The following is a 14,446-nucleotide window of genomic DNA, read 5'->3' as shown; positions in this document are numbered from 1 at the left end:
CCTCCGCCTTGCAGCCGCACGCACCAGACCCCGCTCGGGTCGGCCCGAAGGCACCGTCGGCCCGAGCCGGCCTGATCCGGAAGAAAGGCCCTAGGCGAGCCCCGCCACCAGCTCGGCGACCGACTTGCGGCGGCCGGTGTAGAACGGCACCTCCTCGCGGACGTGCATCCGGGCCTCGGAGGCGCGCAGGTGACGCATGAGGTCGACGATGCGGTACAGCTCGTCGGCCTCGAAGGCGAGCAGCCACTCGTAGTCGCCCAGCGAGAAGGAGGCGACGGTGTTGGCGCGCACGTCGGGGTAGCCGCGGGCCATCTTGCCGTGGTCGGCGAGCATGCGGCGGCGGTCCTCGTCGGGCAGCAGGTACCAGTCGTAGGAGCGCACGAAGGGGTAGACGCTCACGTAGTTGCGGGGCGTCTCGTCGGCGAGGAACGCCGGGATGTGCGAGCGGTTGAACTCGGCCGGACGGTGCAGCGCCATGTTCGACCACACGGGCTCGAGCGCGCGGCCCAGCTTCGTGCGGCGGAAGAGATTGTACGCCTCCTGGAGCTGGTCCGCGGTCTCGGCGTGCCACCAGATCATCAGGTCGGCGTCCGCACGCAGGCCGGACACGTCGTAGGTGCCGCGGACGGTGACGTCCTTGGCGGCGAGCTGGTCGAACAGCTCCTGGACCTCGTCGGCGTAGCCCGCGCGGTCCTCCGGCAGCACGTCCTTCAGCCTGAAGACGGACCACAGGGTGTAGCGGATGACCTCGTTGAGGTCCTTGGCCAGCTTGCCCTTGTTCGGGATGCGGCCGGGCTCGGTGGTGGGGGCGTCGTCACTCATGCCCCCTATTCTCCCGCTCCGCCGTGCAGGCTCTGCACCGGGTTGGCCGTCAGCTCGCGCACACCGGCGAGGTCGCCGCCGAGCTGGTCGACGGCCGCGTGGGCACTGGCGACGCAGGCCGGGATGCCCACACCGTCGTACTGGGCGCCGCAGACGGCGAGGCCGGGCAGCTTGGCGACGTGCTCGCGGACGCGGGCCACGCGCGCGTGGTGGCCGACCGGGTACTGGGGCAGTCCGTCCGTCCAGCGGGTGACCCGGCCGGCGACCGGTTCGGCGTCCAGGCCGGTGGCGGCGCGCAGGTCGTGCCGGGCGACGGCGGTGAGCGCGTCGTCGTCGCGCCGGAGGATCTCGCTCTCGCCGTGCCGGCCGACCGAGGTGCGCACCACGAGCAGGTCCGGGTCCTGCGCACCGACCCAGCCCCACTTCTGGGAGGCGAAGGTCGCCGCCTTGATGCTGCGGCCGTCCACCGGCGGCACGAGGAAGCCGCTGCCCGCGGGCAGGGCGGTGTCGGCGCGGCGGTAGGCGAGGGTGATCAGGGCCATGGAGGCGTACTCCACGGCGGCCAGTTCGGCGGCGGCGGCCGGGGCCTCGGCGCGCAGCAGCGCGGAGGCGGCGGGGGCGGGCACGGCGACGACGACCGCGTCCGCGCGCAGCACCCGGTCCCCGGCGCTCACACGCCAGCCGTCCGCGTCCCGGCGCAGCTCGCGGGCCGGGGTGCCGGTGAGGATCTCGCCGCCCCGCGCCCGTACCGAGTCGGCGACGGCGAGCGGGAGGGTGCCGACACCGCCCTCGATGCCGAGGAAGACCGGGCCGGTCTGCCCGGCCTCGGCGGCCTTGGCCTGGAGGGCCCGGACGGCGGCGGTGAGGGTGTCGTGGGCGCGGGCGGCCTGGTAGAGCTGGGGGACGGCGGAGCGCAGCGAGAGGCGGTAGGCGTCGCCCGCGTACACCCCGCCGAGCAGGGGTTCCACCAGCCGGTCGACGACCTCGCGGCCCATGCGGGCGGCGACGTACTCGCCGACGGCCACGTCGTCGCCGACCTCGGTGGGCGGCAGTACGGCGTCCCGCTCGATGCGGGCCAGGCCCTCGGCGGTGAGCAGCCCGGACAGGGCTTCGGCGGTGCCGGGCACGCCCATCACATGACCCTTGGGCATGGGGCGCAGGGCGTCCCGGGTCCAGATCGAGGCGGTCGCGGTGGACGGGGTGCGGAGGCGGTCGCCGAGGCCCACCTCGCGGGCGAGGCCCACCGCCTCGGGGCGGCGGGCCAGCATCGACTCGGCGCCGAGGTCGACCCTGAGGCCCGCGATCTCGCCGGGCAGCAGCTTGCCGCCGACCCGGCCGGCGGCCTCCAGTACGGTCACCCGCGCGCCGCGCGCCAGCGCCCGGTGGGCGGCGGCCAGTCCGGCGATGCCGGCTCCGATGACGACGACATGGCCCGTGCCCGTACCCGTTGCGCTCATGCCCCCACTCTCTCAGACCGCGCGGATCTTCCCGGTGCCCGGGACGTCACCGGACCGTGACCGCATCGGGACCGGAAAGCGTGGGCCGTTCCCGCAGGCCGGGCCGTCCAATGAAGGACAGCACCGCAACTCTTCGGGGGGTAACAGACATGCGCAGATCGCGTCGGGCCCGGGTTCTCGCCGGGGTCCTGCTCACCGCCTCGCTCGCGCTCGCCGGGTGCAGCGAGGCGGGCGGCGGCGACTCCAAGTCGTCGTACGCCGACGCCCCGACCGCCGCTCCCGGCGCGGGCGGCCGCGCGGCGGCGGAGGACGCCAAGCCCGGCACCCGCTCGCCCCGGCTCGCGCCGAGCGTCATCCGCACCGCCTCCCTCGACGTGGAGGTGCGTGACGTTCCCGGCGCGCTGGACAAGGCCCGCCGGGTCACCGAGGACGCGGGCGGCTACGTCGGCGAGGAGAGCACCGACCGGGACGCCGACGGCGGCGAGCGCACACGTGTCGTCCTCCGGGTCCCGGCCGAGCGGTACGAGGAGGTCCTCGGCTCGCTCCAGGGCACCGGCAAGGTGCTGCGGCGCACGGCCCGGGCGCAGGACGTCACCGACGAGGTGGTGGACGTGGACAGCCGGATCACGTCCCAGCGGGCCAGCGTCGCCCGGGTCCGGAAGCTGATGGACCGGGCGGAGAAGCTGACCGACGTCGTCGCGCTGGAGGGCGAGCTGAGCGGCCGCGAGGCCGACCTGGAGGCGCTGCTGGCCCGGCAGGCGTCGCTGAAGGACCGCACGAGCCTGGCGACCATCACCCTGTCGCTGGCCGGGAAGGGCAAGCACCCGGGCTCGGACGACGACACGCCCGGCTTCCTGGACGCGCTGTCGGGCGGCTGGCACGCGTTCCTGACGATGCTGCGCTGGATCGCGCTGGCGGTGGGCGCGGTGCTGCCGTTCGCGGCGCTGTTCGCGGTGCTGCTGCTCCTGTGGCGCCGGGTGGTCCGCCCCCGGCTCCCGCGCCGCCCGCACCCCGCGCCCGCGGCGCCCTCCGGCTCCCTGCCGCAGGCGCGTCCGGTGTCGGACACCGGTGCGCCGGTCTCCGAGGAGAAGAACTGACGCAGCGTCAGCCCGGCGGGCCCCGTAGCGTGTTCGTATGGACAAGCGTGAGGCACGGGGCGGGACGGAACGGCTGGTCGTGATCGGCGGCGACGCCGCGGGGATGGCCGCGGCGTCGCAGGCGCGCCGGCTGCGGAAACCGGACGAGCTGGAGATCGTGGCGTTCGAACGCGGCCACTTCACCTCCTACTCGGCCTGCGGCATCCCCTACTGGGTGGGCGGCGCCGTCGAGGACCGCGACCAGCTCGTCGCGCGGACCCCTCAGGAGCACCGGGAGCGCGACATCGACCTCCGGCTGCGCACCGAGGTGACGGAGATCGACGTCGAGGGCAAGCGGGTGCGCACCCACGACCTGGAGTCCGGCACCGAGTCCTGGACCTCGTACGACAAGCTGGTCATCGCCACCGGGGCGCGGCCGATCCGGCCGGACATGCCGGGCGCGGACGCGGCGGGGGTGCACGGGGTGCAGACCCTGGACGACGGCCAGGCGCTGATCGACACCCTGGCCCGTACGGAGGGCCGGCGGGCGGTGGTCGTCGGGGCGGGGTACATCGGCGTGGAGATGGCGGAGGCGCTGCTCCGCCGGGGCTTCGAGGTGACCGTCGTCAACCGGGGCGCCGAGCCCATGGCGACGCTCGACGCGGACATGGGCCGTCTGGTGCGGCGGGCCATGGAGGGCATGGGCATCACCATGGTGGACGACACCGAGGTGACCGGTCTGGCCACGGACGAGGACGGCCGGGTCCGCGCGGTGGTGACGCCGGACGCGGAGTACCCGGCGGACGTGGTCGTGATGGGCATCGGCGTGGAGCCCGCGACCGCCCTGGCCCGGGCGGCGGGCCTCCCGCTGGGGACGCACGGCGGGCTGCTCACCGACCTCGCGATGCGCGTTCGCGGGTGCACGGACATCTGGGCGGGCGGTGACTGCGTGGAGGTGCTGAACCTGGTCTCCGGGCAGGAGCAGTACGTCCCGCTCGGCACGCACGCCAACAAGCACGGCCAGGTCATCGGCACCGGCGTGGGCGGCGGTTACGCCACCTTCCCCGGTGTCGTCGGCACCGCCGTCAGCAAGGTCTGCGACCTGGAGATCGCCCGCACCGGCCTGCGCGAACGCGACGCCCGCCGGGCGGGCCTGCAGTACGAGTCGGTCGTCATCGAGTCGACCAGCCGGGCCGGCTACTACCCCGGCGCCTCCCCCATGACGGTCAAGATGATCGCCGAGCGCGACACCGGCAGGCTCCTCGGCGTCCAGATCGTCGGCGGCGAGGGCGCGGGCAAGCGCGTGGACATCGCGGCCGTCGCCCTGACCGCGGGCATGACGGTGGAACAGATGACCTCCCTCGACCTCGGCTACGCCCCGCCGTTCTCCCCGGTGTGGGACCCGGTCCTGGTGGCGGCGCGCAAGGCGGTGAAGAAGGTACGGGCGAACGGCTGACTCGGCACCGGCCGCGCGCGCTCGACGCGGTCGAGGTCGCCGTCGAGCAGGTCCTGGTGGCCGATGGTGAAGTCACCGTTGGGCAGCGCCTGCCCGTCGCCGTACCTCCGACCCGTCACGGCACCGGGCAGGAACTCCCGCAGCCGGTGCCGCATGTCCGCCGGGTACTCGACGGGCACGCCCCACCCGTCGGGCGCCTGGTCGCTGGAGAACAGCACCCAGTGGTCCACCGGTACGACCGCGTCGAGGTCCGGGGCGCCACCGGTGTGGCTGTCCAGGGCGGGCACGGTCAGCCGGTCGGGATCGAGCGGCGGGTACCAGAGCAGCAACGGCTTGGCCCGCTGGGCATCGGCGTTGTCGAAACAGCACACGGCGAAGGTGTGTCCGGGGAAGTGCTCGGCGTAGAACCGCAGCAGCTCCGGGTCGAACCGGGGCCGCCGGTGCGCGGGCACCCGGCCCAGAGCCGCGGGCACCGCGGTCGGGTCGTCCGCCAGCAGCACCGTGTACACGTCGTGCTCGAAGACCTGGACGGCCTCCGCCTCCGCACCCATCCACGCGATGCCCTCGTCCTGGACGGCGGCGGACTCGACCGCGTCGACCATCCGTCGCAGCACGTCCACGCCGCGCCCGGCGGAGAGGAAGTTCCGCTCCGTGAGCCGCCCGGCGGCGGGCAGGTGCAGCACCATGGCGTTCGGCCCCTCCGCCAGGTTCACGGCGGTGTTCTGATAGCCCAGCACATGGACGAGGCCGTGTTCGGGGTGCTCCCGCCGCCCGCAGTACGCGATCGTCCCGGAGAAGTCGGCGGCGCCGGTGGAGATGCACATGGCGGCAAGGTAACGCCCGGCGTCCGAAGGGTCCGGGCCGGGTGCCGTTCGCGGATTCACCCGCTGCAGCCGGGGCACTGTTCCTGTGTGGTCATACCCGTCCATGACGTCAATCCCGCGCGCCGCACCCCCTATGTGACGTACGCGCTCATCGCCGCCAACGTGCTCGCCTTCCTGATCACGCCCGGAGCGGCCGGGGCGGTCGGGGAGAGTCATCTGGCGCAGCTCTGCCATCTGCACGCCTTCATGGACCAGTACGCGGCGATCCCCAAGGAGATGATCCACGGCTCGCTCCCCCGGCTGGTGCCGACCGGGGACGTGGGGACGGGGCCGGGCGGGCCGGGGTGCGTGCTGGGGCCGCCGGGGTACGACAAGGACCCGGCGCTGTCGGTGTTCACGTCGATGTTCCTGCACGGCGGCTGGCTGCACCTGCTGGGCAACCTGCTCTTCCTGCTGATCTTCGGCAACAACGTCGAGGACCGCATGGGCCACGTCCGCTTCGCGCTCTTCTACGTGATCTGCGGCTACGCGGCGAGCTACGGCTTCGCCCTGCTGAACGCGGGTTCCGGTGACCCGTTGATCGGGGCTTCGGGGGCGATCGCGGGCGTGCTCGGCGCCTATCTGGTGCTGTATCCGAAGGCCAGGGTGTGGGTGCTCGTACCGTTCCTGATCTTCCTGCCGCTCCGGCTGCCCGCCTGGATCGTGCTGGGCTTCTGGTTCGGCCTCCAGGCCGTGTACTCCTCGGGGCGCGGCGTGGAGGCCGGCACCGGGACCGTGGCCTACGCGGCGCACGTCGTCGGATTCGTGGCCGGGATGCTGCTGGCCTGGCCGCTGAAGGCCGGCACCCCGCCCCCGCCGGAGCCGGGCCGCCTGCTGTTCGGCAGGCGGGCGCGGCACCGTCAGGCGTGGTGAGCGGTCCGGGTCAGCGGGTGCTCGCGGTGTGGACGTAGTCGACCAGGCGGGTCAGCGCGTCCGGCTCGATGTTGGGCATGACGCCGTGGCCGAGGTTGAAGACGTGGCCCTCCAGGCCGGCGGCCGCGTCCAGCACCTCCTGCGCCTTGCGCTCGACCGTGGCGCGGTCGGTGAAGAGGACCGTCGGGTCGAGGTTGCCCTGGAGCGCCTTGCCGGGGCCGACCCGGCGCGCGGCCTCGTCCAGCGGGACCCGCCAGTCGACGCCGACGACGTCCGCGCCCGCGTCGCCCATGAGCTTCAGCAGCTCGCCGGTGCCGACGCCGAAGTGGATGCGCGGGACGCCGTATCCGGCGACGGCCTCGAAGACCTTCGCGGAGGCGGGCATCACCGAGGCGCGGTAGTCGGCGGGGGCCAGCGCGCCCGCCCAGGAGTCGAAGAGCTGCACGGCCGAGGCACCGGCCTCGATCTGCACCTTCAGGAAGGCGGCCGTGATGTCCGCGAGGCGGTCGAGCAGGTCGGCCCACAGCTCGGGGTCGCCGTACATCATCGCCTTGGCGTTCTCGTACGTGCGCGAGGGGCCGCCCTCGACCAGGTAGCTGGCGAGGGTGAAGGGGGCGCCGGCGAAGCCGATCAGCGGGGTGGACCCCAGCTCGCGGGTGAGCATGCCGACGGCCTCGGTGACGTAGGACACGTCTTCCGGGGTGAGGTCGCGCAGCCGGGCGAGGTCGGCGCGGGTGCGCACCGGCTCGGCGACGACCGGGCCGACGCCGGGCTTGATGTCGAGGTCGACACCGATGGCCTTGAGCGGGACGACGATGTCGCTGTAGAAGATCGCCGCGTCCACGTCGTGACGGCGCACCGGCTGGAGGGTGATCTCGGTGACCAGCTCGGGCCGCGTGCAGGACTCCAGCATGGGGATGCCCTCGCGGACCTTGCGGTACTCCGGCAGGGACCGGCCTGCCTGGCGCATGAACCAGACCGGGGTGTGCGGCACGGGCTCACGCCTGCACGCCTTGAGGAAGGCGCTGTCGTACGTCGCTTCTGGCTGCTGGCCCGTGGGGATCGCGTTGGCACTCACGTCCGCAAGTCTCGCACGGCCCGCCGAGCGGAAGTGCCGCCGCCCTCGGGGGGTGTCATGCCCTGCGCCGGGGCCCGCTTCCCCTTACTCTTCCCCGCATGGCTGCGGCTCAGGGACGATCGTCGGACGGCTCCGGCGGAATGGACGACGTGAAGGACACGCAGGCGGAGGAGAGAGGGAGGGCCGGGGCACCGGGGGTACCCCCCGCCTTCAGCAGCGCGGTGGAGGGGCTGCGCACGGCGCGGCTGCGCCCGCAGGTGGAGGTGGAGCCGACGCCCGCCCCGCAGCGGCTGGCGCCGTACGCGCACGCGCTGGAGGCCGTCGTGCTCGACGGCGAGCAGGAGCTGGCCGACGGCCGGCTGGTGCTGCTGCACGACCCGGCCGGGCACGACGCCTGGCACGGGACGTTCCGGCTGGTGACGCTGGTGCGGGCGGAGCTGGAGGCCGAGATGGCCGCCGATCCGCTGCTGCCGGAGGTGTGCTGGTCCTGGCTGACCGGGGCGCTGGAGTCGCGCGGGCTGACCTACGGCGAGCCCAGCGGCACGGTCACCCGGGCGAGTTCCCACCACTTCGGCGGACTCGCGGAGCGGCCGCCCGCCTCGCAGATCGAGATCCGCGCCTCCTGGACTCCCATGGAGGGGCGCGGGGGTGTGCCGGACACCGCGGCGCATCTGGCCTCGTGGTGCGATCTGCTGGCCCAGGTCGGCGGTCTGCCCCCGGCCGGGCCGGGCGACGGCTCGGTGGTGACCCTGCCGCAGCGCAGGGGTCCGCAGTCGCCGCGGTAGCCCGCGGTCACATCGTCAGTTCAGCGCCCCGCCGATCCGGCGGGGCGCTGCTTTTTGATCACTTCCCGCAGGATCACTTTGTCGATACGGCCACTTTCCGTACTCGAATCGCACCGCCCCGGAGCCGATTCGATCTTCGGATGATCGATCGCGTGTCCGAATTGCACGGATTGTGACTCACTAGATCGTGATCATTCTCTAAAGGCGGACGGGTTTGCTGCCGAAGACGTCTGTGACCTTGAAAGCACGGTTCCTCCCGGCTTCTTCCCCACAAGCCGGCCCCGTCCCCCCACCCAGGAGGCCTGGTGTCCGTTCTCCTCGAGCAGCCCGCAAGCCTGGTCGCCTACCGCCCGAACAAGCCGACCGCGATGGTGGTCGTGGCCGACCCCCGCGTCCGTTCCACCGTGACCCGCCATCTGTGGGCGCTCGGTGTGCGCGACGTGATCGAGGCCTCGTCCGTCGCGGAGGCTCGTCCCCGCATCGGCAACCCCCGCGACATCTGTGTCGCCGACGTCCACCTGCCCGACGGTTCCGGGCTCACCCTGCTGTCCGAGACCCGCGCCGCGGGCTGGCCCAACGGCCTCGCCCTCTCCGCGGCCGACGACATCGGCGCCGTCCGCAACGCCCTCGCCGGGGGCGTGAAGGGCTACGTCGTCACCGGCACCCGGACCAACATCGGCCTGCCCACCCGCCCCGGCGCCGCCCCCATCGGCTCCGCCGCCGCGAGAATGGGCCACCGCCGTCCGCCGGGTGCCCCGAGCCACCCCGGCGGCTACCGCGAACTGTCCGGCCGCGAGGTCGAGGTGCTCCGCCTCGTCGCGGAGGGCCAGTCGAACAAGGCGATCGGCGTCTCCATGGGCCTGTCCGCCCTGACCGTCAAGAGCCACCTGGCCCGCATCGCCCGCAAGCTCGGCACGGGTGACCGGGCCGGGATGGTCGCGGTGGCCCTGCGCACCGGCATCATCCACTGACCCACACCCCACCCCCGCTCCATCCCCCTGCCCCCTCCCTCCTCCCCTCTCCTCTTCGCTCCTTCTCCCGGTGCCCGTCGGCGGAACGTTCCGCCGACGGGCACCGGCGCGTGCGCCGTACGCCGGCCGATATGCGCCCGCGCGCGGCGCGTTTTGGCCGGTCAAGGCGGTCGTCGGCCGAACGTGCAGGCCAGGGGCGCGAGCATGCGGATACCCTTGGCATGTGACGGACGCCCAAGAGACCGCAGCAGACAGTTCCCGGCGCATCACCGAGGGCACGCCCCCGGACGCGGGACCTGCTGAGGCCGTGGCGCCGACCCCCCTGCTCGAACCCCGCGAGGGGATTCCGCCGGTCGTCGCGGACGCGGACGCGCTCGCCGAGGTCGTCGCCGCGTTCGCCGCGGGCAGCGGTCCGGTCGCCGTGGACGCCGAGCGCGCCTCCGGCTACCGGTACGGCCAGCGGGCCTATCTGGTGCAGCTGCGCCGCGAGGGCGCGGGCTCCGCCCTGATCGACCCCGTCGCCTGCCCCGACCTCTCCGCTCTCGGCGAGGCGCTGTCCGGCGTCGAATGGGTGCTGCACGCCGCCACCCAGGACCTGCCGTGCCTGCGCGAGATAGGCATGGTGCCCACCAGTCTGTTCGACACCGAGCTGGCCGGGCGGCTCGCCGGGTTCCCCCGCGTCGGCCTCGGCGCGATGGTGGAGAACGTCCTCGGTTTCGTGCTGGAGAAGGGCCACTCCGCCGTCGACTGGTCCACCCGCCCGCTGCCCGAGCCGTGGCTGCGGTACGCGGCTCTCGACGTGGAGCTGCTGGTGGACCTGCGCGACGCCCTGGAGAAGGAGCTGCAGCGGCAGGGCAAGCTGGAGTGGGCGCTGGAGGAGTTCGCCGCGATCGCGGCCGCCCCGCCCGCCGAGCCCCGCAAGGACCCGTGGCGCCGCACCTCCGGGATGCACAAGGTGCGCCGCCGCCGGCAGCTCGCCGTGGTGAAGGAGCTGTGGGAGACGCGGGACCGGATCGCGCAGCGCCGGGACGTCTCGCCCGGCAAGGTGCTCGGCGACGCGGCGATCGTGGAGGCGGCGCTCGCGGTGCCGGCCAATGTGCACGCGCTCGCCGCACTGAACGGTTTCGGCCATCGTGTGGGCCGTCGTCAGCTGGAGCAGTGGCAGGCGGCCGTGGACCGGGCGAAGGCGCTGCCGGAGTCGCAGCTGCCGCAGCAGGGCCAGCAGGTGACCGGCCCGCCGCCGCCCCGTGCCTGGTCGGACAAGGACCCGGCCGCCGCCGCGCGGCTGTCGGCCGCCCGTGCGGGGGTCTCGGCGCTGGCCGAGGAGCTGGACATGCCCCAGGAGAACCTGATCTCCCCCGACAGCGTGCGCCGTATCTGCTGGGAGCCGCCGGCGAGTGCCGACGAGCGGACGGTGGCGGCCGCGCTCACCGGGTTCGGCGCGCGGGCGTGGCAGGTGGAGCAGGTGACCCCGGTCCTCGTGGCGGTGCTGTCGGCCAAGCCGGAGTGACCGGGAGGCGGGCGCGGCGGCATCGCGGGCGCCCGCCCGGCCGGGTTCCGGTGTGACGTTCACCGCTCGCCGGGGTGGGACTGTGCAGCTACGTTACTCATAAGTAGCATGGGGCTTAAGCAAGCGCTCAGCGTCCCGCACCCTGGAGGAGAGCCATCGTGCCTCGTACCGTCAAGGACGTCGTCTTCATCGACGGCGTCCGCACCCCGTTCGGCAAGGCGGGCCCGAAGGGCATCTATCACGAGACCCGCGCCGACGACCTCGTCGTGAAGGCGATCCGGGAGCTGCTGCGCCGCAACCCCGGTCTGGACCCGAAGAAGATCGACGAGGTCGCCATCGCCGCGACCACCCAGATCGGCGACCAGGGCCTGACCCTCGGCCGCACCGCCGGCATCCTCGCGGGCCTGCCGCAGTCGGTGCCCGGCTACTCCATCGACCGCATGTGCGCGGGCGCGCTGACCGCCGTGACCGCGGTCTCCGGCTCGGTCGCCTTCGGCGCGTACGACGTGGCCATCGCGGGCGGTGTCGAGCACATGGGCCGCCACCCGATGGGCGAGGGCGTGGACCCCAACCCGCGCTTCGTCTCCGAGAAGCTGGTCGACGAGTCGGCGCTGTTCATGGGCATGACCGCCGAGAACCTGCACGACCGCTACCCGACGATCACCAAGCAGCGCGCCGACGAGTACGCCGTGCGCTCGCAGGAGAAGGCCGCCAAGGCGTACGCCGACGGCAAGATCCAGCAGGACCTGGTGCCGATCTCGGTGCGCCGCACCAACGCCGAGGCGGGCGAGACCGGCTGGGGCATGGTCACGGCCGACGAGCCGATGCGCCCGGGCACCACGCTGGAGAACCTGACCGGTCTGAAGACGCCGTTCCGTGTGCACGGCCGGGTCACCGCGGGCAACGCGGCCGGTCTGAACGACGGTGCGACCGCGTCGATCATCGCGTCCGAGGACTTCGCGCGCGAGAACGGCCTGCCGGTCAAGATGCGCCTGGTCTCCTACTCCTTCGCCGGTGTCGAGCCCGAGGTGATGGGCTACGGCCCGATCCCGGCCACCGAGAAGGCGCTCGCCCAGGCCGGTCTGTCGATCTCCGACATCGGCCTGTTCGAGATCAACGAGGCGTTCGCCGTCCAGGTCCTCGCGTTCCTGGAGCACTACGGCATCGCCGACGACGACAGCCGCGTCAACCAGTACGGCGGCGCCATCGCGTTCGGCCACCCGCTGGCCTCCTCCGGCGTGCGGCTGATGACCCAGCTCGCCCGCCAGTTCGAGGAGCACCCGGAGGTCCGCTACGGCCTGACCACCATGTGCGTCGGCTTCGGCATGGGCGCGACGGTCATCTGGGAGAACCCGAACTTCGAGGGGGAGAAGTGAGCAACACCACCGAGCTGCTGAAGGGTGCCGCCGAGCTGTTCCCCGGCGAGGTCGTCACCCAGGCCCACGTACGGCACTTCGAACTGCCCTTCAACGCGGGCAAGTTCGCGCTGATCACGCTGGACAACGGCTTCGACCACACCAAGCCGACCACCTTCGGCCCGGCCTCGCTGGCGAACCTGAACGCCGCGATCGACCAGGTCGAGAAGGAGGCCGCGGACGGCCGTCTCGTCGGCGTCGGCATCACCGGCAAGCCGTTCATCTTCGCGGTCGGCGCCGACCTCAAGGGTGTCGAGCTGCTGCAGCGCCACGAGGACGCGCTCGCCATCGGCAAGGGCGGCCACGAGGTCTTCAAGCGCCTGTCCGGTCTCGCGGTCCCGACCTTCGCCTACTACAACGGCGCGGCGATGGGCGGCGGCGTCGAGGTCGGCCTGCACTGCTCCTACCGGACCGTCTCCCAGGCGATCCCGGCGTTCTCGCTGCCCGAGGTCTTCCTCGGTCTGGTCCCCGGCTGGGGCGGCTGCGCCCTGCTGCCGAACCTGATCGGCGCCGAGAAGGCCGTCCAGGTCATCATCGAGAACAGCCTCAACCAGAACCGCCAGCTCAAGGGCAAGCAGGTCTTCGAACTCGGCATCGCCGACGCGCTGTTCGAGGGTGCCGACTTCCTGGAGCAGTCGCTGCTGTGGACCGCCCAGGTCCTCAACGGCGACATCGCCGTCGAGCGTCCGGCGGTCGACCGGGGCGAGGCTTGGGACCAGGCTGTCGCCAAGGGCCGCTTCGTGGCGGACTCCAAGGTGCACGGCGCGGCCCCGGCCGCCTACCGCGCGCTGGAGATCATCGAGGCCGCCAAGGACGGCGACCTCCAGAAGGGCTTCGACGCCGAGGACACGGCGCTCGCGGACCTGATCATGGGCGGCGAACTGCGGTCCGGCATCTACGCGTTCAACCTGGTGCAGAAGCGCGGCAAGCGTCCGGCCGGTGCGCCCGACAAGTCGCTGGCGCGTCCGGTCACCAAGGTCGGCGTCGTCGGCGCCGGTCTGATGGCCTCCCAGCTCGCGCTGCTCTTCCTGCGCCGCCTCGAGGTGCCGGTCGTGCTGACCGACATCGACCAGGAGCGCGTCGACAAGGGTGTGGGCTACGTCCACGCCGAGATCGACAAGCTGCTCGGCAAGCGCCGGATCAACCAGGACAAGGCCAACCGCCTCAAGGCGCTGGTGACCGGCGTCCTGGACAAGGCCGAGGGCTTCGCGGACGCCGACTTCATCATCGAAGCCGTGTTCGAGGAGATGGGCGTCAAGCAGAAGGTGTTCGCGGAGGTCGAGGCCGTCGCCCCGGCGCACGCGATCCTCGCCACCAACACCTCCTCGCTGTCGGTGTCGGAGATGGCGTCGAAGCTGAAGCACCCCGAGCGGGTCGTCGGTTTCCACTTCTTCAACCCGGTCGCGATCCTGCCGCTGCTGGAGATCGTGCGCGGCGAGCAGACCGACGACGCCTCGCTGGCGACGGCGTTCGGCGTCGCCAAGAAGCTGAAGAAGACCGCGGTCCTGACCAAGGACGCCCCGGCGTTCGTCGTCAACCGCATCCTGACCCGCTTCATGGGCGAGATCCAGAACGTCATCGACGAGGGCACCCCGGTCGCCGTCGCCGAGAAGGCCATCGAGCCGCTCGGCCTGCCGATGTCCCCGCTGGTGCTGCTGGAGCTGGTCGGCCCCGCCATCGGTCTGCACGTCTCGGAGACCCTCAACCGGGCCTACCCGGAGCGCTTCACGGTCTCCCCGAACCTCAAGGCGGTCGTCGAGGCCGGCAAGCGCGGCTTCTACGTCTACGACAGCGGCAAGCCGGAGCTGGACCCCGAGGTCGCCGCGCTCCTGAAGCAGGGCGACACCGTCCTGACCGAGGAGCAGGTCCGCGCCCGCGTGCTGGACGCCGTGGCCCAGGAGATCGGCCTCATGCTGGACGAGGGCGTCGTCGCCGAGGCCCAGGACATCGACCTGTGCCTGATCACCGGCGCCGGCTGGCCCTTCCACCTGGGCGGCATCACGCCGTACCTGGACCGTGAGGGTGTCTCCCAGCGGGTGAACGGCAAGCCGTTCCTCGCGCCGGGCGTGGCGAGCGTGCCCGCGTAACGCCGCCGTACCGCAAGCAGGGAAGGGCCCCCGCGCACCGGCGCGGGGGCCCT

The 14,446-nt window shown here is 72.8% G+C and carries 12 protein-coding genes; 8 read left to right on the top strand and 4 right to left on the bottom strand.

Annotation, left to right across the window (positions count from 1 at the left end; genetic code table 11):
• Positions 1 to 90 precede the first annotated feature (90 nt).
• Both hemQ and hemG read right to left on the bottom strand, forming a co-directional pair.
• Positions 91 to 822: a hydrogen peroxide-dependent heme synthase gene (hemQ, locus tag ABZ898_RS15040; protein WP_361657718.1), complete on the bottom strand. Its 732-nt coding sequence runs from the start codon at positions 820 to 822 to the stop codon at positions 91 to 93.
• Between the two features lie 5 nt (positions 823 to 827).
• On the bottom strand, positions 828 to 2,279 hold the full coding sequence (gene hemG / locus ABZ898_RS15035; protein WP_361657715.1) for a protoporphyrinogen oxidase: 1,452 nt from the start codon (positions 2,277 to 2,279) through the stop codon (positions 828 to 830).
• Positions 2,280 to 2,428: 149 nt separating this feature from the next.
• Between hemG and ABZ898_RS15030 the strand changes: the two genes are divergently transcribed.
• Positions 2,429 to 3,376, top strand: coding sequence for a DUF4349 domain-containing protein (locus ABZ898_RS15030; RefSeq protein WP_361657712.1), 948 nt, complete (start codon positions 2,429 to 2,431; stop codon positions 3,374 to 3,376).
• Between the two features lie 37 nt (positions 3,377 to 3,413).
• The gene (locus ABZ898_RS15025; protein WP_361657710.1) at positions 3,414 to 4,811 is read left to right on the top strand and encodes an FAD-dependent oxidoreductase; all 1,398 of its coding nucleotides are present in this window, start codon (positions 3,414 to 3,416) and stop codon (positions 4,809 to 4,811) included.
• Here ABZ898_RS15025 and ABZ898_RS15020 read toward each other — a convergent pair.
• Positions 4,727 to 5,635: a hypothetical protein gene (locus ABZ898_RS15020; protein ID WP_361657707.1), complete on the bottom strand. Its 909-nt coding sequence runs from the start codon at positions 5,633 to 5,635 to the stop codon at positions 4,727 to 4,729. The two genes, ABZ898_RS15025 and ABZ898_RS15020, sit on opposite strands and share 85 nt — an antisense overlap.
• An 87-nt stretch (positions 5,636 to 5,722) precedes the next feature.
• Between ABZ898_RS15020 and ABZ898_RS15015 the strand changes: the two genes are divergently transcribed.
• Entirely contained in the window at positions 5,723 to 6,547 is an 825-nt protein-coding gene (locus tag ABZ898_RS15015) for a rhomboid family intramembrane serine protease (protein WP_361657704.1), read from the top strand.
• A gap of 10 nt (positions 6,548 to 6,557) precedes the next feature.
• Here ABZ898_RS15015 and hemE read toward each other — a convergent pair whose 3' ends face one another.
• Positions 6,558 to 7,625 carry a uroporphyrinogen decarboxylase gene (hemE, locus tag ABZ898_RS15010; protein WP_361657701.1) on the bottom strand — a complete coding sequence of 356 codons (1,068 nt, stop codon included), beginning with the start codon at positions 7,623 to 7,625 and terminating at the stop codon, positions 6,558 to 6,560.
• A gap of 98 nt (positions 7,626 to 7,723) precedes the next feature.
• Between hemE and ABZ898_RS15005 the strand changes: the two genes are divergently transcribed.
• The 5 genes from ABZ898_RS15005 (at position 7,724) to ABZ898_RS14985 (ending at position 14,393) form a co-directional block, all read left to right on the top strand.
• Positions 7,724 to 8,410 (top strand): DUF3000 domain-containing protein, encoded by a 687-nt coding sequence (locus ABZ898_RS15005; protein WP_361657698.1) that lies wholly within the window; start codon positions 7,724 to 7,726, stop codon positions 8,408 to 8,410.
• Positions 8,411 to 8,715: 305 nt separating this feature from the next.
• Complete coding sequence (locus ABZ898_RS15000; protein WP_031181634.1) at positions 8,716 to 9,381, top strand: response regulator transcription factor; 666 nt, start codon at positions 8,716 to 8,718, stop codon at positions 9,379 to 9,381.
• A 223-nt stretch (positions 9,382 to 9,604) separates the two neighbouring features.
• On the top strand, positions 9,605 to 10,891 hold the full coding sequence (locus ABZ898_RS14995; RefSeq protein ID WP_361657696.1) for a ribonuclease D: 1,287 nt from the start codon (positions 9,605 to 9,607) through the stop codon (positions 10,889 to 10,891).
• 158 nt (positions 10,892 to 11,049) lie between these two features.
• Positions 11,050 to 12,267, top strand: a complete 1,218-nt coding sequence (locus ABZ898_RS14990) for an acetyl-CoA C-acyltransferase (RefSeq protein ID WP_361657694.1) — start codon at positions 11,050 to 11,052, stop codon at positions 12,265 to 12,267.
• The gene (locus ABZ898_RS14985) at positions 12,264 to 14,393 is read left to right on the top strand and encodes a 3-hydroxyacyl-CoA dehydrogenase NAD-binding domain-containing protein (protein WP_361657691.1); all 2,130 of its coding nucleotides are present in this window, start codon (positions 12,264 to 12,266) and stop codon (positions 14,391 to 14,393) included. Before ABZ898_RS14990 ends, ABZ898_RS14985 begins: the two co-directional genes overlap by 4 nt.
• Positions 14,394 to 14,446 lie beyond the last annotated feature (53 nt).

This window comes from Streptomyces sp. NPDC046860, from assembly GCF_040645115.1.
Classification (GTDB): Bacteria; Actinomycetota; Actinomycetes; order Streptomycetales; family Streptomycetaceae; genus Streptomyces.
The sequence above is the reverse complement of the archived record's forward strand: the minus strand, read 5'-3'. Positions and strand labels throughout refer to the sequence as shown.

Bases quoted from the DNA above. Each gene is read 5' to 3' on its own strand.
- hemQ (WP_361657718.1), bottom strand. From the start codon at position 822: ATGAGTGACGACGCCCCCACCACCGAGCCCGGCCGCATCCCGAACAAG.
- hemG (WP_361657715.1), bottom strand. From the start codon at position 2,279: ATGAGCGCAACGGGTACGGGCACGGGCCATGTCGTCGTCATCGGAGCC.
- ABZ898_RS15030 (WP_361657712.1), top strand. From the start codon at position 2,429: ATGCGCAGATCGCGTCGGGCCCGGGTTCTCGCCGGGGTCCTGCTCACC.
- ABZ898_RS15025 (WP_361657710.1), top strand. From the start codon at position 3,414: ATGGACAAGCGTGAGGCACGGGGCGGGACGGAACGGCTGGTCGTGATC.
- ABZ898_RS15020 (WP_361657707.1), bottom strand. From the start codon at position 5,635: ATGTGCATCTCCACCGGCGCCGCCGACTTCTCCGGGACGATCGCGTAC.
- ABZ898_RS15005 (WP_361657698.1), top strand. From the start codon at position 7,724: ATGGCTGCGGCTCAGGGACGATCGTCGGACGGCTCCGGCGGAATGGAC.